Raw genomic sequence first — 18946 nt, forward strand, 5'->3', positions numbered from 1 at the left:
GGGCCCCGGACTCCGGCTTCTGCCGCGCCTACGGCGAGACATCGCAAGAATTTCCAGTTCTCAAGGTAGGAGATGGCGCCGTCTCTTCACCTGACTACTCCGCCGAGCCGCTCAGAGGACCTTTGCTCCGCTCGGGCAGTTGTTGTTGGGAAGCTTGCTGATCGAGGTGATTTTGTCGCCGAACTTGTACGCCGGCTGGCCGAGGTCGGACGTGTACTGACCGGCCCTGATGCAGAAGAAAGTGTCACTGCGCGAGTAATTGTCGTCGTCGTGCAGCAACCAAGCGACACTGCCGTTGTTGTACACCGAGTGCGCCTCGTCGCTGTTGCTCCCCAGGTGCGGCTCGTTCTTGACGTAGGGAATCGCCGTCGGGGTGAAATTCTGGTTGTGCCAGATGCAGATTCTGTTGGCCGGGCAGTCCGTCCGCGACGCCGCGGCGGGCTGGGTCGCGGCGACGAGTCCGCCGGTCGCCACCAGCAGTCCCGCGACCGTGCTCAACGTGGCTTTCCGTACTCCTCGCATGGGCTCTCCTTCGAAGTGGGTCGATCAGATCTGTGGGGTCTTGGCCGGGCAGGTGCCGCCCTCGATACGCTGGACCGGCGAGTCCACCCGGGCAGCAATTGCCGGTTGCGCCGTGACAGCGACGACTCCGGCCACCAGAGAAATCCCGGAAAATGCACTCGGGAAAGCTTTTCGCGCCCTTCGCATGCACCCTCCTGAAAATGTCTCGAATATCTCGGTACAGAGTCAACCAAACCCTCGTTTGACAGGGCAAGAGAACTGCAGGAAGTTGCAGCGCGGTCGCCGAACGTCACATTTCTGTGGTTGTGCCACCCCCGGTGTCAAGGGGGCTGGGGCTTCGGTGGAGGGAGGCCCTGGTTCACCCCTGGGGTGGGGTTGGGGTCCCTGCTGGGTCAAGCGGGTGCGCATAGGCTCGGCGGCATGTGGGTGTGGCAGTTGGTGTTGGCCGTCGGGTTCGGGATCGGGTCGGCCGTGGTGCCGGTGCTGAACGCTGAGGCGTACGTGCTCGGGGTCGGGGTGAGCGGGGCGCTGGACCCGGTGGTGGCGGCGATCGGGGTTTCGGTCGGGCAGACGATCGGGAAGATCGCGATGTTTCTGGCGGTGCGGTACCGGCCGGGGTACGCCGGGAAGAAGTCCAAGGAGCCGAAGCCGCTCGACCTGGACACCCGGTGGGGGCGGTTCGTGCAGTGGAACCGGGAGCTCAGCAAGCGGCTGCTGGATGCCTTGAGCGACCGGCGGTGGGGAGTGCCGGTCACGTTGCTGAGCGCGTCGGTCGGGATTCCACCGCTGTACGGCGTGGCGCTGATCGCCGGCGCCAGCCGGATGGGGGTGGTCACCTTCAGTCTGTCGGTGCTGGCCGGGCGGCTGGCGCGGTTCGTGACGCTGGCTCTCGGCGTCGGCCTGTTCTGACGCCGAGCGCTCAGGCGGTGAACGTACGGCCGGTGAGGCTCTCGTAGGCCTCGATGTACGCCGAACGCGTGCGCTCGACGACCTCGTCGGACAGCGGCGGCGGCGCCTCGCCCGACGCGCGGTCCCAGCCGGACTCGAACTGCAGCCAGTCGCGGACGATCTGTTTGTCGTACGACGGCTGCGGCCGGCCCGGCGCCCATTCGGAGGCCGGCCAGAAGCGGCTCGAGTCGGGCGTCAGCACCTCGTCGGCGAGCACGATCGTGCCGTCGGCGCGGGCCCCGAACTCGAACTTGGTGTCGGCCAGGATGATGCCGTGCTGCTCGGCCATCGCGTGCGCCCGCGCGTAGATGTCCAGCGTCAGGTCGCGCAGCCGGCCGGCGGTCTCGGCGCCGACGGTCGCCACCACCGCGTCGTACGACACGTTCTCGTCGTGCTCGCCGAGCTCGGCCTTGGTCGCCGGCGTGAAGATCGGCGCGTCCAGGCGCGACCCCTCGACCAGGCCGGCCCGCAGCGGGATGCCGCAGACCTCGCCGGTCGCGGCGTAGTCGAGCAGGCCGGAGCCGCTCAGGTACCCACGGGCGACGCACTCGACCGGGAACATCTCGAGCTTCTCGCAGACCACCGCGCGGCCGGCGACCTCGGCCGGGACGTCGGTCGAGACGATGTGGTTCGGCACGTCGAGCTGCTCGAACCACCACAGGCTCATCGCGGTGAGCACCTTGCCCTTGTCCGGGATCGGCGTCTCGAGAATCCAGTCGAACGCGCTCATCCGGTCGCTCGCGACCATCAGCAGGTGGCCGGACCCGAGCTCGTACAGATCCCGGACCTTGCCCGAGTGCAGATGCTTGGCGCCAGGGATCTCAACAGCCTGCGGAAGAGTGGTCACCCGTGGGATTCTCCCATCTCCCGTTTCCGCCCGAGCACCCCGGCCACCTTGCCGCCGACGGTGAACACGTCGTCCCGTACGCCGCAGAGCAGCCGGCTGTCGAGCTGACCGACCCGGCCGATCACCCGCGAGGCGCGGACGAGCTTGGTCGCTGCCGCCCGCCGCTCCCTGTCGTACCCGCTCAAGTCGTCCAGGTGTCTCGGCAGTGCGGCCGCGTCCTCGATCGCCGTGCAGGCGCCTCGTCCCAGGTTCGGCGTCATCGCATGCGCGGCGTCTCCCAGCAGCACGACGTTGCCGTGCACGAACGGCACCAGCGGCAACCTCAGGTCGTAGATGTCGTTCTGCAGCACGGTTTCCGAGGCCTTCAGGAGCTGCGGGATCGGGTCGTGCCAGTCGCCGAACCCCGTCCACACATCCGCATCGACGACTCCGGCCGGACGATTCTCCGTCGCGTACCAGTAGTACCGTCCGTCGAGCAGCCGGGCGAACCCGAACCGCCTCCCCCGACCCCACGTCTCCCCGCCGCCGTCGTCCAACTCGACCTCGGCGATCCCCCGGTACGCCGCATAGCCGGAGTACCGCGGCCCGCCGTACGCCGGAAACAAAGCACCCCGTACGACGCTCCGCAGCCCGTCGGCCGCGACGACGAGATCCGCGCGCAACTCCTCCCCGCCGGCCAGCACCGCGCCGTCCTCGAAGCCGTCGACCGTCACCCCCGCCCGCACGGTCACCCCCGCCCCGAACCGGCTCGTGATCAGCTCGTGCAACCGCGCGCGGTGGATCATCACCGGCACCTCGACACCCAGCGCGGACGCCTTCACCACCCAGCGCCCGTCCGGCCGCCGCATCCCCGCCGGCGCGGACACCGCGGCCGCCTTCTCCACGCCCGTGACGCCGAGCTCGGCCAGCGCCTTCACCGCCGACGGCCAGACCGAGATCCCCGCGCCGACCTCACCCAGCGCGGGCGCCCGCTCCAGCACGGTCACCCGCCACCCGGCGCGCTCGAGCCCGACCGCCGCCGACGCGCCCCCGATCCCCGCCCCCACCACGATCGCTGTCCTCATGACCTGACTCTACATCTGTAGAGGATTGGTCGGTAGAGTGTGCGCCGTGCCGAAGAACCCTCCCCGCGGCGACGACCGCCGCGCCGCGATCGCCGACGCCGCCATCCACCTGGTCGCCACCCGCGGCCTCCGCGGCCTCACCCACCGAGCCGTCGACACCGAGGCGGGCCTCCCACCCGGCTCCACGTCGTACTACCTCCGCACCCGGGACGCCCTGCTCACGGCCTGTGTCACCCGCATGCTCGAACGCGACCTCGCCGTCCAGCCCCCCATAGATCTTCCAAGTAGTCCCACCGAACTGATGAGTGCGATGGTTCTGCAGCTCACCGACCACCGCTCCGAGGACCAGCTCGCGCGCTACGAACTGTCCCTCGAAGCCGGCCGCCGGCCCGAGCTCCTCGACGCGATCACCCAAGGCGGCCGCGTCCTGCGCGAGCACCTCGCCGGGATCCTCGGCAACCTCGGCATTCGCGAGCCCGAGCAGGCGGCCTGGCCGTTCGCGGCGATGCTCGACGGGCTGATCTGGGACCGCGTCGCCGGCGCCGGCCGAACACTGGCCGACGACGCGTTCGAGGCCGCCGTACGCCGTGCGGTCGCGGCCCTGCTGGCCGGGTTCCGCACCGCCTGACGTGTCGCGGCTTGATCACCTCAACTGGTACGAGTCTGGCCCGGCTGCTGTTGCTGGTTGGGGTCCTGCTGCTGCGTGCCTTGCCCCGGCTGCTGGTTTCCGGGGAACTGCCGCATCCCACCGCCGCCCGGCCCGCCGAACTGCGTCTGCTCGTTGCCGGCAGCACCGTCTCCCCACGCGTGTCCCACCGCAGTTCCACCGAGGAAGGCCAGCACCGCCAGCACCGACCCGGCGCCTGCCAGCGCCAATCCACTGGGCATCTTCCTGCTTCCCGCCACCGGCTCCTCGGCCGGCTGTGCTGCCTGGTTCTCTGTCATCGTCATGCTCCGTTGCTCGTCAGGTCGTAGATGGTCGTACTGCCGATGGTCTGGGCCTGGAAGTTCTCCTGCACCCAGGTGGAGATCTCGTTCGTGGTCCCGCCCCGGCCGCCACCGAAGCCTCCACCGCCGGATCCGACGAAGTAGTGGACCTTGCCCTGGGCAACAAGTTGCTGGAACTCGGCCAGCGACGGCGACGGATCGGTCCCGTTGAACCCGCCGATCGCCATCACCGGAACCTCCGCGGCGATCTGGAGAGGAGCGGCACCGTTGGCGGTGACTGCTGCCGCTGCCCAGGTGTAGCCGTTCGCACCCTGCTGCAGGAAGGTGACCAGCTCGCTGGAGACTCCACTGGTCCCGCCACCGCCCAGGAACCCGCCGGCACCTCCGCGGGTGCCACCCATCGCCGGACCGCCCGTCGCCGGACCGCCCGTCGCCGTACCGGCTTGTCCGCCGGGCGGACCGCCCATCCCGCCGCCGCGTCCACCGAAGCCGCCCGCACTCGCCGGTCCAGCCGACGGCAGCGCTCCCGCATGCGCCTCGCTGATCGTCGAGACCGAGTACGCCGTAGGCCCAGCCAGCGCCGTCAGCACCAGCAGCAGCCCCGCGAACACACCGGCTCGCCGAGCCGTCGTACGCCGCAGCCCCAGCTCCGGCAGCACCATCACCGCCCCCGCGGCCGCGACGCCGACCACCAGCTCCGTCCAGCGCAACCACGGCAGGTAGTCCGACGTCGACGACAACAGCGAGAAGCTCCAGCCAGCGGTCAGCAACACGCCACCCGCAATGACGGCCCGCGGCAACCATTCGGCCCGGCGCCGCCACAGCACCAGCGCTGCCGCACCGATCAAGGCCGCGATCGCCGGCGCCAGCGCCACCATGTAGTAGCTGTGGATGATCCCCTGCATGTAGCTGAAGACCAGCCCGGTGACGACGAGCCACCCGCCCCACAGGATCGCGAACGCCCGGGTCCGGTCGGTCCGCGCCGAACGCCCGGCCGCGACCACCAGCACCACCGTCGCGATCAATGCCGCAGGCAACAACCAAGCGATCTGCCCGGCGAACTCCCCACCGAACAACCGCTGCAGCCCTGTCGCCCCACCCCAGCCGGGGTTCCCGGTCCCGCCGCCGACGGACCCGGCCTCGTCGCCGGTCAACCGGCCGAGTCCGTTGTAGCCCAAGGTCAGTTCGAGAATGCTGTTCGTCTGCGACCCGCCGACGTACGGCCGCGACGAGGCCGGCAGCAGTTCGACGACCGCGATCCACCACCCGGCGCCGACGATCATCGCGCCGAGCGCGACCAGGCTGTGGACGATCCGCTTCCCGAGCGCGGGCCGGCCGGCGATCAGGTACGCCAGCCCGAACGCCGGCAGCACCAGGAACGCCTGCAGCATCTTGGTCAGGAACCCGAACCCGACCAGCAGCCCGGCCAGCGCCATCCAGCGCCCCGCGAACCGCTCCGAGTCGATCGCCCGCGTCACCGCCCACGCACCGGCGACGAGCAGCAGCACCAGCAACGCGTCCGGGTTGTTGAACCGGAACATCAGGACGGCGACCGGCGTCAGCGCCAGGATCCCGCCCGCCAGCAGGCCTGCATTGGCCGAGAACCACCGGCGTACGGACACGTAGACGAACCCGACGCCGGCCACGCCCATCAGCGCCTGCGGGATCAGCATGCTCCAGACGCCGAACCCGAAGATCCGGCCCGACAGTCCCATCACCCACAACGACGCCGGCGTCTTGTCCACGGTGATGAAGCTGGAGGAGTCGAACGCCCCGAAGAACCAGGCCTTCCAGCTCGTCGACCCGGCCTGGACCGCGGCCGCGTAGTACTCGTTGGCGTAGCCGTTCTTCGACAGGCCCCACAGGTAGGCGATCGCGGTCAGCACCAGGAGGCCGCCGTACAGGGCCTTGTCGCGGGTGATCGCGGAGGACGCCGCGAGCACGCGCGGTCTCGCGGCGCGCGTCGGCGGTGAGGAGGTGGTCGGTTCGGTCAGGGTGCTCATCAGTTGCTCCGGCTGTGCTCGAGGATTTCCAAGGTGGGCAGGGCGGGCGCTTCGTCGTCGAAGACCCAGCTCTGGAAGAGGGTGAAGCGGACGACCGTGGCCGCCAGGTTGGCGACCGTCAGCACGGTGACCTCGACAGCAGTGGCCGGTACGGCGACCGCCGTGTGCAGCAGCCACAGCGACGACGCGGTCAGGCTCCACCCGATGAAGAAGGTGACGAGGCCGCGCAACTGGTGCCGGCCCCGGTTCTCGATGCCGCGGACACCGAACGTGATCCGGCGGTTCAGCGCGGTGTTGCCGACGGCCGTCACCAGCAGGGCGACCAGGTTCGCGGCCTGGGCCGGCATCGTGTTCCGCAGCAGCAGGTAGAGCAGCGCGTACGCGATCGTGCTGAGCACCCCGACGCACGCGAACCGCAGCACGCGCGCGGCCAGCGCCGTACGAGGGTCAGCGACCGCCGGACGCCCGAAGCTCCGCCGTACAGGCTCGAGTGGCAACCGCCCGACCGTCCGGTGCAGCCGGGCGATCCCCCGCAGATCGTCCGCCACCGTCTGCGCGATCGCGACCCGGGAGTCCAGGTCGTCGACCCAGTCCACCGGCACCTCGTGGATCCGCAGTCCGGCCCGCTCGGCCAGCACGAGCAGCTCGGTGTCGAAGAACCAGCTCGTGTCCTCGACCAGCGGCAGCAGTTCTGCCGCGACGTCGGCCCGGATCGCCTTGAACCCGCACTGCGCGTCCGAGAACCGCGTCCCGAGCGTTGCCTTGAGCAACAGGTTGTAGCCGCGCGAGATCAGCTCGCGCTTCGGCCGTCGTACGACACGGGAACCGCGTGCCAGCCGGGTCCCGATCGCGACGTCGCTGTGGCCGGCCACGAGCGGCGCGACCAGCGGGAGCAACGCGTTCAGATTCGTGGAGAGGTCGACGTCCATGTAGGCCAGGACGTCGGCCGAGCTGCCCGACCAGACCTGCTTCAGCGCCCGCCCGCGGCCCGGCTGCTCGATCCGGACGATCCGTACGCCGGCCAGCTCGGTGGCGAGCAGCGTGCCGATCTCGAAGGTGGCGTCGGTGCTGCCGTTGTCGGCGATGCAGACCTCGGCCGGAAAGGGAAAGGCGGTGTCCAGGAAGTCCCGGAGCCGCCGGACGTTCGGGCCGAGGTCGTACTCCTCGTTGCGAACGGGTACGACGATCTCGACCCGCGGATGACCTGAGTTCTGCATGTCCCCCAGGCTGTCGGCTCAACCTGTGCCCGCCCCTGCGCGCGGCTGGGAGTTCCCTGGGAGTACTTCAGGCCGTACGGCGCAGCCAGAGCAGGCCGAGAACCGGGAGGACCAGCGGGACGAACCCGTAGCCCTGGCCGAAGTGCGACCAGACCGTCGCGTCGGGGAAGTCGTCCGGTACGGCGTAGCTGAACGCGCCGATGCCGACCACCCCGACCAGCTCGATCACGATCGCGATCGTCGCGATCCGGCGGGACAGGTGCGTGGCCCTGGCCAACGCGAACGTCGCCAGCACGTAGATGATCGCGGCCAGCGCGGACAGCAGGTACGCGATCGGCGCCCGGTCGAACTGGTTGGCGATCTGGAAGACCGCCCGCCCGGTCGCGGACAGCGCGAAGACGCCGTACACGAGGATCAGGATGCGGCCCGGCCCGTGCCGCGTGGCCTCCGGATCGGCCGCGGCCGTCATCAGGCGGTCCAGATCTCGTGCATGCGCAGCTCCAGCACCGGGATCACGAAGCACGCGACCGCCAGCGCCCCGGCACCCCAGCGGCTGCTCTCCGCCAGCGCCCACAACGCACCCAGCGGCAGGATCAGCAACGCGCCGACCAGGTAGCCGAAGAAGAACCCACCGGACACCTCCCGCTCGGTCCCCGCGAACTGCACGATCCCGACCACGAGCTGCGCGACCAGCGCGACCTCGACCACGCCCAGCACCGCGAGCAGCGTCCAGTTGATCCGGCGGTCCAGCCCCGCGAGCACGATCGCGAACACCATCGCGGCAAGGGACAACCCGACAAGCGTCCAGGTCAGCGGTTCGTACACGAGCTAGAGGATGTCACCCGGCGCGTAGGCCGCGGCCTCGGGGTAGCGCTTGGCCAGCTGGTCGATCTTGGCGACGACCGTGTCGACCTGGGCGACGGCGGCGCCGGTGAAGGTGAGGGGCTCGCCGACGATGCCGACGATCTGCTCCTCGGTCAGGCCGAGGCGGCCGTCGGCGCCGAGGCGGTGGAACAGGTCGTTGGCGGCCAGGCCCTTGCGCAGGTCGAGCGCGGTGGCGACGGCGTGCTCCTTGATCACCTCGTGCGCGGTCTCCCGGCCGACACCGTTCTTCACCGCGGCCATCAGGATCTTCGTCGAGGTCAGGAACGGCAGGTACCGCTCCAGCTCCCGGTCCACGACCGCCGGGTACACACCGAACTCGGCCAGCACGGTCAGGAACGTCTCGAACAGCCCGTCCAGCGCGAAGAACGCGTCCGGCAGCGCCACTCGCCGTACGACGGAACAGAAGACGTCACCCTCGTTCCACTGGTTGCCGGCCAGCTCGCCGGCCATCGACGCGTACCCGCGCAGGATCACCGCGAGCCCGTTGACCCGCTCGCAGGACCGGGTGTTCATCTTGTGCGGCATCGCGGACGAGCCGACCTGGCCCTCCTTGAAGCCCTCGGTGACCAGCTCGTGCCCAGCCATCAGCCGGATCGTGGTCGCCAGGCTCGACGGCCCGGACGCCAGCTGCACGAGCGCGGTGACCACCTCGTAGTCGAGGGAGCGCGGGTAGACCTGACCGACGCTGGTGAGCGTACGGCGGAAGCCCAGGTGCTGGGCGACCTCCGACTCCAGCCCGGCCAGCAGCTTGTCCTGCCCGCCGAACAGGTCCAGCATGTCCTGCGACGTACCGACCGGGCCCTTGATCCCGCGCAGCGGGTACCGCTCGATCAGCTCCTCCAGCCGCGCGATCGCCACCAGCAGCTCGTCGGCCGCCGAGGCGAACCGCTTGCCGAGCGTCGTCGCCTGCGCGGCGACGTTGTGCGACCGGCCGGTCATCACCAGCGCCGCGTGCTCGGCCGCCTTCTGGCCGAGCTGCACCGCCGTCGCGACCGCGCGGTCCCGGACCAGCTCCAGCCCGGCCCGGATCTGCAGCTGCTCGACGTTCTCGGTGAGGTCGCGCGACGTCATGCCCTTGTGGATGTGCTCGTGCCCGGCGAGCGCGTTGAACTCCTCGATCCGGGCCTTCACGTCGTGCCGGGTGACCCGCTCACGCTCCGCGATCGACCCCAGGTCGACCTGGTCCAGCACCCGGCGGTAGTCCTCCAGGACCCCGTCCGGGACGTCTACGCCGAAGTCCTTCTGCGCGCTCAGCACGGCCAGCCACAGCTGCCGCTCGAGCACGATCTTGTGCTCCGGCGACCACAGCTCGGCCATCGACAGGCTGGCGTAACGCGCGGCGAGAACGTTCGGGATCCGGGGCTTGCTGGAGTTCGGCACGGCCCCATTCTCCCTGGTACGGCGAACCGCCCCGTACTGGGTCTCAGCGCACCGCGGCCCGGAGGTCGTCGCCGATCAGCTCGACCGCCCGCCGCCCGGCCGACAGCGCGGCCGGGAAGTTCAGGAACGCGTGCATCGTGTCGGCGTACTCGACGAGTCTCACCGGTACGCCGGCCTGGGCCAGCCGGGTCGCGTACCCGCGGGCGTCGTCGCGCAGCGGATCACGCCCGGCGGCGAGGATCAGCGCCGGCGGTTGCCGGCTCAGATCGTCGGCGCGCAGCGGGACGGCGGTCGCGGGCAGCTCACCTGGTGGGAAATACACCTCGTCGGCCCAGCCCGGCTTGGTGCTCAAGAACACCCCGTCGAACAGCCTTGCCGACTCGGTGTCCTGGTCGAAGTCGAGGCTCGGGTAGCAGAGCACCTGACGCTCAGGCATCGGCAGGCCGAGTGCTGCCGCTCTCAGGCAGGCACCGGCCGCGAGTGCCGCGCCCGCGCTCTGACCGCCGACGAGAGTCCGCTCGTCTACGTTCTCACGCAACCAGGTCAGTGTGTCGACGACGTCCTCGAGCCCTGCTGGGTAAGGGTTTTCGGGCGCCAGTCGGTAGCTGAGCGACACCACGACGACGTCCCCGCGTACGGCGATCCCGGAGGCGGCGTACTCGATGTCGCGCAGGTCCCCACCGATGAACTCGCCGCCGTGCAACCACAGCAGGACCGGCCGCGGCTCGTCGGTCTCCGGGCGGTAGAGGCGCGCCTGCAGGGTCCGCCCGGGCAGCTCCAGCTGGAGGTCGGTCACCCGGGCCGCCGGGTGGGTGACTCCGGCGAGCTCGGGGTCGGGGAGCTCCTCCCGATCCCGAAGCAGGGCCTTGTACTGGTCGGTCTCGTCGTCCTGCGGCGCGGCAGCGAACCGCGCCAGCAGAGCATCGGTCTCCGGCCCGAACCGCGGATCCACGACCTCCTCGATGGCTCCGAGGTGCTTGGCGACATGTCCGTACGGCAGCCCGCCAGGCGGCGACGCTGCGTACTCGGCCAGCGCCCCGACGCTGCCGTCGAAGTCCTCTGCCGCGGCCTGGCCCTGCCACGCGGCTTCGTCGTACGCGGTGATCTCAGCAACCAACGCGTCGACCACAGTCGCCAGCCGCTCCACCAGCAGGGCCGACGAGACGTGACGCCCAGCCTCGACGCCGCCAATGTTCAGCGCGCTCCCGGCCTCGGCCGTCTCCCACGCGGCCTCCAGACTCCAGTGCCGGCGCCCGGCCGCGTCCTCCCGCAGGACAGCGAGCGTGATCTCGTCCCACATCGCGATGTGCGCGACCAGATCGTGCAGGGAGTCGCAGAAGTGCCCGAGCGGCCCATCGGCCACGCCGTACGGCGCCCGGAGGCGCTCTTCCGGCAAACCGACGACAAGATTCAGCAGGCGTTGCCGATCGGCGCGAATCAGCTGAGCGGCCACAGCCGCCGAGGTGGTTGGTGTACGCATGGGGTCAGTCGAACAGCCCCGGCGCCGAGCGGCCGGTGGATTGACGACGTTGCGCAATCCACCGCGCCAGCCCCGGCCCGGACAAGCCGGTGGATCGAGCAACCGAAACTCGTTGGCCCGGGCCTGCGCCGCGAGCTCGATCGTGACGTCGACGACGGTGCGCAATTCACCGCGCTAGCCTCAGCCCGCCCGCCGAAACCCCCTCGGCTACAACTGCGCCGCAGCGGCCTCGGCCACAGGCGACGGTCCCGGCGCCGGCCAGGCTTCCTGCACCACGCGCGGACTCAGACGGTGATCTCGCCCCGGGCCGCCTTGAGTGCGATGTCCGTGCGGTGCTGCGAGCCCTTGATCCGGATCTGGCCGACTCCGGCGTACGCGCGCTGCCGCGCCTCGTCGAGGTCCTTGCCCGTCGCGCTGACCGCGAGAACCCGTCCACCGGAAGTGACGAGCTCCTCGCCGTCCTGGCTCGTGCCCGCGTGGAAGACCCGGACGTTGCCGGCCTCGGCCTGGTCGATCCCGGCGATCGCGTCGCCGCTGCGCGGCTTGGCGGGGTACTTCTTCGCCGCGACCACGACCGCGACGGCGGAACCGCTCTTCCATGCCAGCGGCTCGGCGTCGGCCAGCTTGCCGGTCGCGGCGGCGTGCAGGACACCACCGAGCGGCGTCTTCAGCAGCGGCAGCAGCGCCTGCGTCTCCGGGTCACCGAAGCGGCAGTTGAATTCGATCACACGCACGCCGCGGCTGGTCAGCGCCAGTCCGGCGTACAGGAGACCGCTGAACGGCGTACCACGACGTCGCATCTCGTCGACCGTCGGCTGGAGCACCTTCTCGGTGATCTCCTCGACCAGCTTGTCCGGGGCCCAGGGCAACGGTGTGTACGCGCCCATGCCACCCGTGTTCGGGCCTTCGTCGTTGTCGCCGAGCCGCTTGAAGTCCTGGGCCGGCTGCATCGGCAGCACCGTCGTCCCGTCGGTGATCGCGAACAGCGACACCTCCGGACCGTCGAGGAACTCCTCGATCAGCACCTGCCCGCACTCGGCCGCGTGCGCGAGCGCCTCCGCGCGGTCCGAGGTCACCACCACACCCTTGCCGGCGGCAAGCGCATCGTCCTTCACGACGTACGGCGGACCGAACGCGTCGATCGCCTCCGCGGCCTGCTCGGGCGTCTTGCAGACGTACGCCCGGCCGGTCGGCACGCTCGCGGCGGCCATCACGTCCTTCGCGAACGCCTTCGACCCCTCGAGCTGCGCCGCCTCCTTGGACGGCCCGAAGACCGCGATCCCGGCCGCGCGCAGCGGATCGGCGACCCCCGCGACCAGCGGGACCTCGGGCCCGACGACGACCAGATCGGTGCCGAACTCCGTCGCCAGCGCGACGACCGCATCGTGGTCAGAGATGTCCACCGGTCGGCAAACGATCGTTTGCCCGTCGTACGCCGGGCGCAACGCGGCGATCCCAGGGTTCCCCGGGGCCGCCACCACCTGCGCGACGTCGGGATCCTGACTCAACGCCCAGACCAGTGCGTGCTCACGGCCACCAGAGCCGACAACGAGAACCTTCACGGGCCATGAGCCTAGTGCACCCCGAGAGCTCCCGGTCTACAGACTGTCCTGGACCGGGGAAATGCCCAGGCGGTGTTGTTCGGCTTGGACTACTCGGTCTTGGAGGGGCCGGGAGTCGTCGGTGAGGTGGTTGAGGGTGTCGACGGCTCGGGGGTCCAGGTTCTTGGCGTCGCTCTTGCGGGCGTACTCGTCGAAGAGGAGGCGTTTGTTCTCCTGGACTTCGCGGATGCGTTCGTCCACGGTGTCCTTGGCCAGCAGGCGGTGGACCTGGACCGTGCGGATCTGGCCCATGCGGTGGGCTCTGGCGATGGCTTGGTCTTCGGTGCTGGGTTTCCACTGGGGCTCGGCCAGGATGACGATCGAGGCGGCCTGGACGTTGAGGCCGACGCCGCCGGCTTCGATCTGGCTGAGGAGTACGGCGTGGCCGGGGGCCGCGGTGAAGGTGTCGATGAGGCGTTGGCGTTCGGCGGGTGGGACGGCGCCGCGGATCGAGCCGGCGGTGGGGGCGATGGATTGCTGGATGCGGTCGAGGACGTTCAGGAAGAAGGAGAAGACGATGACCTTGCGGCCGTCCTCGCGGGCTTCTTCGACGATTTCGGCGATGCGTTCGAGCTTGGCGGACGTCGAGGTCTCGAAGGCGGCCTGGCGCATCCGCATCAGGTTGCCGGAGCGGACGGCGGCGACGTACGCCGTCTGATCGGCGGCCCCGGGCAGGACCCAGTCGTCGATCTCGATCTTCTCGGGGAGTTCGGTGAGCACATCTTCCTGGTTGCGGCGCAGGTAGACCGGAGCGACCGCACGGCGGAACTGTTTGGCCCCGGCGATGGCATCTGTTGCCTTGAGCCCCTTTGCGGTCACGGGCTGCAGGTGGGAGACCAACGTGCGGAACTCGTCGACGCGGTTCTCCATCGGCGTACCGGTGAGAAAGACGACGCGCTGGGCGGCGCCGATGGCCGTGACGACGACCTTCGAACGGCGGGCCTTCGGGTTCTTCACGTAGTGGGCCTCGTCGACGATCAGCAGAGCGACCTCCACCGTCTCGAGGCTCCCCAGGGTGCCGAAGGTCGTCACCGCGACGCCGCCGTCGCGCAACCACCGCTGGGCGACGCCCTCGCGCCCGGTGCCGTGCAGGTTGTGCGCCTGCAATCGCGTGTGCTTGGCGATCTCGTTCAGCCAGTTCATCTGCACACTCGCCGGGCACACCACCAGGAACCGTTGCTGCCCACGCGCCGCGAGATGCGCCGCCGCGGCCAGCGCCTGGATCGTCTTGCCCAGGCCCATCTCGTCCCCGAGGATCGACCGCTCCTGGTGGATCAGGTACTGCGCCCCGAACACCTGGTACCCCCGCAACGTCGACTTGATCAGCGACGTGTCCAGCGGCACCGCCGTGATCCGCTGCCGCAGCTCCTCCGGGATGAATCCCTGAGCGGCTTCGTCCTCGAGCTCGACCTCGCCGACCGTCGACAAGATCGCGTTGTACGACGCCGCGTCCGCCGCGTAGTCGTCCCACAATCCGTTGTCGTCAGCAACAACCCCGGCGTGCCGCGCCAGTTCCCCTTCCAGCCAAGCGGTCCGGGGATGCGAGTCGATCACCTCGAGCCGGCTCAACGCCTCCAGCGCGGCCCGCTTCTTCTCCCGCCCGGTCAGCCACAACCGCAACCGCCCCCGCGCCGGCCCCGCGGCGTCCAGCAACGATCGCGCCGTACTCGCCATCTCCCGCGCCGGCCCGATCAGCTCCGCCGCCGCGGCATCAGCACGCCGTACGGCGGCCAACGTCGCCAGCAGCTTCTCCTGCTGAGCATCCGGGTGGTCCGGCGAGAACCGGAACCGCGAGGATCCGGAAACGTCCGCCACCACGGTCCGCACCGCGGCACTGATCTTCGACGCCGTCTTCGGCCCGATCCCCGGCAGCGCGACGAGCTCCTCGTCGGACACCCCGACCAGCCGCCCGATCGTCGCGTACCGAGCCTCCTCCAGTACGCCGGCGAACCGCGCCCCCACGACCTCCTGCAGCGACGACACCGGCAGCCCGTCCAGCTCGCTCTGGACCTGCCGCCGAGTCAGCGACCGCAGCTGGTCCCGCGCCTGCTCCCGGAGCAGCGCGGGCCGCTCGACCAGTTCCTCGGTCCGGGCCTGCAGGGCCGAGATGCGCTGGATCAGCCGCCGCGCGGGTTTCCCGACGCTCGACCGCATCCGATCGACGTCGGGTGACTCGCTCACCGCCCCAGTCTCATCGCCCGGGGTCAGTAGTGCCAGTAGTACCGGCCGTCGGCGTTCCAGTTGACCGGGACCGTGGTGCGGTTCGTGAAGGCCATGCCGAGGCCGCGCGCGAGCTCGATGGAGCGGTCGAGCTGGAGCGAGTACGGGTGGTTGTTGTCGTCCCACCACTGCTCGACCTGGGTGATGCAGGTCTGGCCGGGGAAGTCGGCGTTGCTGCACGGGTGGGGCGGGAGCCACTTCTGGACGTGCCGGAAGTTGACGGTGGTGGAGCCGTTCGGCGGCTTGATCGTGCCGGTGCCGTCGATGCAGTAGCCGTCGGCGGGGATCGTCCACTGGGCGTAGTGCTGTTTGCCGCCGGCCGACGAGAGGTCCTGCAGGTTGTTGCAGGCGGCGTCGCCGATCTTCTCGCTGGTCATCCGCTGGATCTGGGTCAGCGGCCGGCCGGCGCCGTCGTTGTAGCCGTCGAGCAGGACCCAGTCGCCGGACTTGACGAAGCGTTCGGCGTTCTTCGGCGGCCAGGCCTTCGGGTCACCCCAGGAGATGTCCGAAACGGTCGCGCTGAGCGGGCTCCAGGACCACTGCCCCGCAGCACTTCCACCGGCCCAGTACTGGCCGGCCGAGCGCTCGAACATCAGCGTGTACTGACCGTAGTTCTCCGCCACCGGTGCGGCCGTGGAGGCTTCGGAAGGCCGGTTGACCGCGACCGCGCCGACTGCGGCGAGCAGTCCGGCGGCCACCGTGAGTACAGCAAGTTTTCTCCGCATGAAGATCGACGCTAATCGCGCAGAGGGGCACCTTCCGCACCATCGCCGTTCCGGTCTAGTCTCCGCAACATCACGACCCGACCGCGGTCGCCAACCGAGGAGTTGCCATGCCGGAACCTGCCAGCCACACGCTCGACGTACCGGGGGCCGTTCTCACCTACGACGTCCGTGGCGACCTCGCCGCTCGCGAGCGGCCGGTGCTGCTGCTGATCGGTTCGCCGATGGGCGCGAGCGGGTTCCCGACGCTGGCGTCGCACTTCGAGGACCGGACCGTGGTCACCTACGACCCACGCGGCGTCGAGCGGAGCACCCGTACGGATGGCGGCGGCGAGCTCTCGCCGGACCAGCACGCCGCGGACCTGGTCAAGCTGATCGGGACGCTCGACGCGGGCCCGGTCGACCTGTTCGCGAGCAGCGGCGGCGCGGTCAACGCACTCGCCCTGCTGGCGCAGCGACCCGACCTCGTACGCCGGGCCGTCGCGCACGAGCCGCCGCTGGCCGGGCTGATCCCGGACTCCGAGTACGCGCTGGCCGCGACCGAGGACATCTACCAGACCTACCAGCGCGAGGGCATGGGCCAGGCGATGGCCAAGTTCATCGCGATCACCAGCTTCGAGGGCGAGTTCACCGAGGACTACCTGAAGCAGCCGGCGCCGGACCCGGCGATGTTCGGCCTGCCGAGCGAGGACGACGGCAACCGCGACGACTCGCTGATCGCGCAGAACCTGCGCGGCTGTACGTCGTACCTGCCGGACGAGGCCGCGCTGGCGCGAGCAACCGACCGGTTGGTGGTCGCGGTGGGCGAGGAGTCGAACACGCAGCTGGCCCGCCGCGGCGGCGAGGCGATCGCCGCGCGGCTCGGGCTCACGCCGGTGGTCTTCCCGTCGAACCACGGCGGCTTCCTCGGCGACGAGTACGGCGGCGGCATGGCGGGGCAGCCCGAGGCCTTCGCCGGCAAGCTCCGCGAGGTCCTGGACGCCTGAGGCGGACGTGCACCACTCACCAACCACCCGCCGCCACGCCCGGCCAGGCGTGGCGGCGGCTCCGGAAACGGCCCAAGACGGGGTTAGTGAGTGGTGCACGTTCACCGATCTGCTTAGCTGGTCACATGACTGACAAGCCTGAGATCGACTTTCCGGACGGCCCGCCGCCGGTGGATCTGGAGATCACCGACATCACCGAGGGCGACGGCGACGAGGCCAAGGCCGGCTCCCGCGTCAACGTGCACTACGTGGGCGTGGCCCACTCGACCGGCGAGGAGTTCGACGCGTCGTACAACCGCGGCGCGCCGCTGGCCTTCCAGCTCGGCGTCGGCCAGGTCATCCAGGGCTGGGACACCGGCGTCCAGGGCATGAAGGTGGGTGGCCGCCGCAAGCTGGTCATCCCGCCGCACCTGGGCTACGGCGACCGCGGCGCGGGCAACGCGATCAAGCCCGGCGAGACCCTGATCTTCGTCGTCGACCTGATCAGCGTCAGCTGACCTACCGTTCCACAGCCCCCGGGTGCGTCACAATCGACGCACCCGGGGGCTTTCTGCGTAGTCCTACCGATTCGCCCAGCCGCCCGGAGAAGTTTGACTGGGAGGCATGACGACGATGGTTGCCACCTCTGTCCCGACGACGCGGACCGCGGGCTGGGTCCGGTACGCCGCCCTGGCGGTCAAGGCGGCCCTGTTCCTGTTGTTGCTGACGGCCCTGATCTGGCCGGACCTGAGCGGGATCAAGGGCAAGGCGTCGACCGCCCGCCTGATCGTCTACCCGATCGGCGCGATGGTGCTGCCACTGTGGTGGTGGGCCTCCGGGCGGACCCGGTCGAAGCTGCACCGGCGCTTCCCGTGGACGGCCGATCTGCTGATGACGCTGCCGTGGTTCGTCGACCTGGTCGGCAACCGGCTGAACCTGTTCGACACCGTGCCGTGGTGGGACGACGCGATGCACTTCGTGCTCTGGGGACTGCTGACGGCCGGCGTACTGCTCGCGTTCGCGCCGCGGCCGCTGTCGCGTGGGCTGACCGCGTTCGTTGCCCTGGGCTTCGGAGCGACGGCCGCGGTGGTGTGGGAGGTCGGCGAGTACTACGCGTTCATCCGGCACTCCGCCGAGCTGCAGTCGGCGTACACGGACACGCTCGGGGATATGGCGTTGGGGACGTTGGGTGCTCTGCTGGCCGGACTGATCGTGTTCCAGACCAGGAGAAACTGACTATCTGTCGGTCGGTCTGCAGATGCCGTTGGCCAGAGCACTGGCAGCCAACGCTCTGGCCGCAGGATTCGTGTCCTGTACGGCGGCCGCCGGCTTGTCCTCGCGGGTCGTGTGCCGCCCGATCGGCACGACCATCGGCGTACCGGCGACCGGGTCCGGGATGATCTTCACCGACAGCCCGAAGACGTCCTCGACGATCTGCTCGGTGATCACCTCGCGCGGGTTGCCCTCGCAGACGATCGCGCCGTCCTTCATCGCGATCAGGTGGTCGGCGAAGCGGCAGGCCTGGTTCAGGTCGTGCAGGACCAGGACGATCGTCCGCTCCTCGCTCCGGTTCAGGTCGACCAGCAGGTCGAGCACCTCGAACTGGTGGGTCAGGTCGAGGAACGTGGTCGGCTCGTCGAGCAGCAGGATCCCGGTCTCCTGGGCCAGCGCCATCGCGATCCAGACCCGCTGGCGCTGACCGCCGGACAGCTCGTCGATCGGCCGGTCGGCGATCTCCAGCACGTCGGTCGAGATCATCGCGGCGGCGACCGCCTCGTCGTCGGCCTTGGTCCACTGCCGGATCCAGCCCTGGTGCGGGTACCGCCCGCGACCGACCAGGTCGGCGACGGTGATCCCCTCCGGTGCGGTCGGCGACTGAGGGAGCAGCCCGAGCTTGGTCGCGACCTCGCGGGTGGACACCTGCTGGATGCTCTTGCCGTCCAGCATCACCGTGCCCCGGGACGGCTTCAGCAGCCGGGCCAGCGTCTTCAGCAGCGTCGACTTGCCGCACGCGTTCGCCCCGACGATCACCGTGATCCTGCCGGTCGGGATCCGCACCGACAGGTCGTGGATGATCTCGCGCTGGTCGTAACCGACCGCCAGATCATTGGCGGAAAGGCTGTGTTCCACAGGGTTCTCCATCT

19 protein-coding genes are annotated in these 18946 nt (G+C 69.9%); 5 read left to right on the top strand and 14 right to left on the bottom strand.

Going from position 1 to position 18946, the window contains the following annotated elements:
• Window positions 1-111 precede the first annotated feature (111 nt).
• Window positions 112-522, bottom strand: a complete 411-nt coding sequence (locus HDA39_RS27395; protein ID WP_184799899.1) for a peptidase inhibitor family I36 protein — start codon at window positions 520-522, stop codon at window positions 112-114.
• Window positions 523-942: 420 nt separating this feature from the next.
• Here HDA39_RS27395 and HDA39_RS27400 point away from each other — a divergent pair, with 420 nt between their 5' ends.
• Window positions 943-1431: a hypothetical protein gene (locus HDA39_RS27400; protein ID WP_184799900.1), complete on the top strand. Its 489-nt coding sequence runs from the start codon at window positions 943-945 to the stop codon at window positions 1429-1431.
• A gap of 10 nt (window positions 1432-1441) precedes the next feature.
• Here HDA39_RS27400 and HDA39_RS27405 read toward each other — a convergent pair whose 3' ends face one another.
• Both HDA39_RS27405 and HDA39_RS27410 read right to left on the bottom strand, forming a co-directional pair.
• Window positions 1442-2317: a phosphoribosylaminoimidazolesuccinocarboxamide synthase gene (locus HDA39_RS27405; RefSeq protein ID WP_184799902.1), complete on the bottom strand. Its 876-nt coding sequence runs from the start codon at window positions 2315-2317 to the stop codon at window positions 1442-1444.
• Window positions 2314-3381 (bottom strand): FAD-dependent monooxygenase, encoded by a 1068-nt coding sequence (locus HDA39_RS27410; RefSeq protein WP_184799904.1) that lies wholly within the window; start codon window positions 3379-3381, stop codon window positions 2314-2316. Before HDA39_RS27410 ends, HDA39_RS27405 begins: the two co-directional genes overlap by 4 nt.
• A gap of 46 nt (window positions 3382-3427) precedes the next feature.
• On the opposite strand from HDA39_RS27410, the gene HDA39_RS43850 reads away from it, so the two are divergent.
• Window positions 3428-4009 carry a TetR/AcrR family transcriptional regulator gene (locus tag HDA39_RS43850; protein ID WP_184799906.1) on the top strand — a complete coding sequence of 194 codons (582 nt, stop codon included), beginning with the start codon at window positions 3428-3430 and terminating at the stop codon, window positions 4007-4009.
• Between the two features lie 20 nt (window positions 4010-4029).
• Here HDA39_RS43850 and HDA39_RS27420 read toward each other — a convergent pair whose 3' ends face one another.
• The 10 genes from HDA39_RS27420 to HDA39_RS27465 form a co-directional block, all read right to left on the bottom strand.
• Window positions 4030-4326 (bottom strand): hypothetical protein, encoded by a 297-nt coding sequence (locus tag HDA39_RS27420; protein ID WP_184799908.1) that lies wholly within the window; start codon window positions 4324-4326, stop codon window positions 4030-4032.
• A 2-nt stretch (window positions 4327-4328) separates the two neighbouring features.
• Window positions 4329-6332 (bottom strand): ArnT family glycosyltransferase, encoded by a 2004-nt coding sequence (locus HDA39_RS27425; protein WP_184799910.1) that lies wholly within the window; start codon window positions 6330-6332, stop codon window positions 4329-4331.
• Entirely contained in the window at window positions 6332-7549 is a 1218-nt protein-coding gene (locus HDA39_RS27430) for a bifunctional glycosyltransferase family 2/GtrA family protein (protein WP_184799912.1), read from the bottom strand. The genes HDA39_RS27425 and HDA39_RS27430 overlap by 1 nt, the downstream gene beginning before the upstream one ends.
• Before the next feature lie 67 nt (window positions 7550-7616).
• A complete protein-coding gene (locus HDA39_RS27435) occupies window positions 7617-8018 on the bottom strand; it encodes a hypothetical protein (protein WP_184799914.1) in 402 nt (133 codons plus the stop codon).
• On the bottom strand, window positions 8018-8374 hold the full coding sequence (locus HDA39_RS27440; protein ID WP_184799916.1) for a hypothetical protein: 357 nt from the start codon (window positions 8372-8374) through the stop codon (window positions 8018-8020). Before HDA39_RS27440 ends, HDA39_RS27435 begins: the two co-directional genes overlap by 1 nt.
• 3 nt (window positions 8375-8377) lie before the next feature.
• The gene (gene purB / locus HDA39_RS27445; RefSeq protein ID WP_184799918.1) at window positions 8378-9814 is read right to left on the bottom strand and encodes an adenylosuccinate lyase; all 1437 of its coding nucleotides are present in this window, start codon (window positions 9812-9814) and stop codon (window positions 8378-8380) included.
• 43 nt (window positions 9815-9857) lie between these two features.
• The gene (locus HDA39_RS27450) at window positions 9858-11294 is read right to left on the bottom strand and encodes an alpha/beta hydrolase fold domain-containing protein (RefSeq protein WP_184799920.1); all 1437 of its coding nucleotides are present in this window, start codon (window positions 11292-11294) and stop codon (window positions 9858-9860) included.
• 284 nt (window positions 11295-11578) lie between these two features.
• The gene (gene purD / locus HDA39_RS27455) at window positions 11579-12856 is read right to left on the bottom strand and encodes a phosphoribosylamine--glycine ligase (RefSeq protein ID WP_184799922.1); all 1278 of its coding nucleotides are present in this window, start codon (window positions 12854-12856) and stop codon (window positions 11579-11581) included.
• 36 nt (window positions 12857-12892) lie between these two features.
• Window positions 12893-15076, bottom strand: a complete 2184-nt coding sequence (locus HDA39_RS27460; RefSeq protein WP_337925913.1) for a DEAD/DEAH box helicase — start codon at window positions 15074-15076, stop codon at window positions 12893-12895.
• A gap of 23 nt (window positions 15077-15099) precedes the next feature.
• Complete coding sequence (locus HDA39_RS27465) at window positions 15100-15840, bottom strand: hypothetical protein (protein ID WP_238356163.1); 741 nt, start codon at window positions 15838-15840, stop codon at window positions 15100-15102.
• Between the two features lie 107 nt (window positions 15841-15947).
• On the opposite strand from HDA39_RS27465, the gene HDA39_RS27470 reads away from it, so the two are divergent.
• The 3 genes from HDA39_RS27470 to HDA39_RS27480 all read left to right on the top strand — a co-directional run bounded on the left by HDA39_RS27470 (window position 15948) and on the right by HDA39_RS27480 (window position 18038).
• A complete protein-coding gene (locus HDA39_RS27470; protein ID WP_184799924.1) occupies window positions 15948-16823 on the top strand; it encodes an alpha/beta fold hydrolase in 876 nt (291 codons plus the stop codon).
• Window positions 16824-16948: 125 nt separating this feature from the next.
• Window positions 16949-17320: an FKBP-type peptidyl-prolyl cis-trans isomerase gene (locus tag HDA39_RS27475; protein ID WP_184799926.1), complete on the top strand. Its 372-nt coding sequence runs from the start codon at window positions 16949-16951 to the stop codon at window positions 17318-17320.
• 106 nt (window positions 17321-17426) lie between these two features.
• A complete protein-coding gene (locus tag HDA39_RS27480) occupies window positions 17427-18038 on the top strand; it encodes a DUF2238 domain-containing protein (RefSeq protein WP_184799928.1) in 612 nt (203 codons plus the stop codon).
• Here HDA39_RS27480 and HDA39_RS27485 read toward each other — a convergent pair whose 3' ends face one another.
• The gene (locus HDA39_RS27485; RefSeq protein WP_184799930.1) at window positions 18039-18944 is read right to left on the bottom strand and encodes an ABC transporter ATP-binding protein; all 906 of its coding nucleotides are present in this window, start codon (window positions 18942-18944) and stop codon (window positions 18039-18041) included. It abuts the gene before it with no gap.
• Window positions 18945-18946 lie beyond the last annotated feature (2 nt).

The sequence above is a fragment of the Kribbella italica genome, assembly GCF_014205135.1.
Taxonomy (GTDB): Bacteria; Actinomycetota; Actinomycetes; order Propionibacteriales; family Kribbellaceae; genus Kribbella; species Kribbella italica.

What these genes read in the sequence shown, in the direction of transcription:
- HDA39_RS27485 (WP_184799930.1), bottom strand. Translation starts at nt 18,944, where the DNA reads ATGGAGAACCCTGTGGAACACAGCCTTTCCGCCAATGATCTGGCGGTC.
- HDA39_RS27430 (WP_184799912.1), bottom strand. Translation starts at nt 7,549, where the DNA reads ATGCAGAACTCAGGTCATCCGCGGGTCGAGATCGTCGTACCCGTTCGC.
- HDA39_RS27400 (WP_184799900.1), top strand. Translation starts at nt 943, where the DNA reads ATGTGGGTGTGGCAGTTGGTGTTGGCCGTCGGGTTCGGGATCGGGTCG.
- HDA39_RS27425 (WP_184799910.1), bottom strand. Translation starts at nt 6,332, where the DNA reads ATGAGCACCCTGACCGAACCGACCACCTCCTCACCGCCGACGCGCGCC.
- HDA39_RS27475 (WP_184799926.1), top strand. Translation starts at nt 16,949, where the DNA reads ATGACTGACAAGCCTGAGATCGACTTTCCGGACGGCCCGCCGCCGGTG.
- HDA39_RS27435 (WP_184799914.1), bottom strand. Translation starts at nt 8,018, where the DNA reads ATGACGGCCGCGGCCGATCCGGAGGCCACGCGGCACGGGCCGGGCCGC.
- HDA39_RS27480 (WP_184799928.1), top strand. Translation starts at nt 17,427, where the DNA reads ATGACGACGATGGTTGCCACCTCTGTCCCGACGACGCGGACCGCGGGC.
- HDA39_RS27420 (WP_184799908.1), bottom strand. Translation starts at nt 4,326, where the DNA reads ATGACAGAGAACCAGGCAGCACAGCCGGCCGAGGAGCCGGTGGCGGGA.
- HDA39_RS27450 (WP_184799920.1), bottom strand. Translation starts at nt 11,294, where the DNA reads ATGCGTACACCAACCACCTCGGCGGCTGTGGCCGCTCAGCTGATTCGC.
- HDA39_RS27470 (WP_184799924.1), top strand. Translation starts at nt 15,948, where the DNA reads ATGCCGGAACCTGCCAGCCACACGCTCGACGTACCGGGGGCCGTTCTC.
- HDA39_RS27395 (WP_184799899.1), bottom strand. Translation starts at nt 522, where the DNA reads ATGCGAGGAGTACGGAAAGCCACGTTGAGCACGGTCGCGGGACTGCTG.
- HDA39_RS27465 (WP_238356163.1), bottom strand. Translation starts at nt 15,840, where the DNA reads ATGCGGAGAAAACTTGCTGTACTCACGGTGGCCGCCGGACTGCTCGCC.
- HDA39_RS27410 (WP_184799904.1), bottom strand. Translation starts at nt 3,381, where the DNA reads ATGAGGACAGCGATCGTGGTGGGGGCGGGGATCGGGGGCGCGTCGGCG.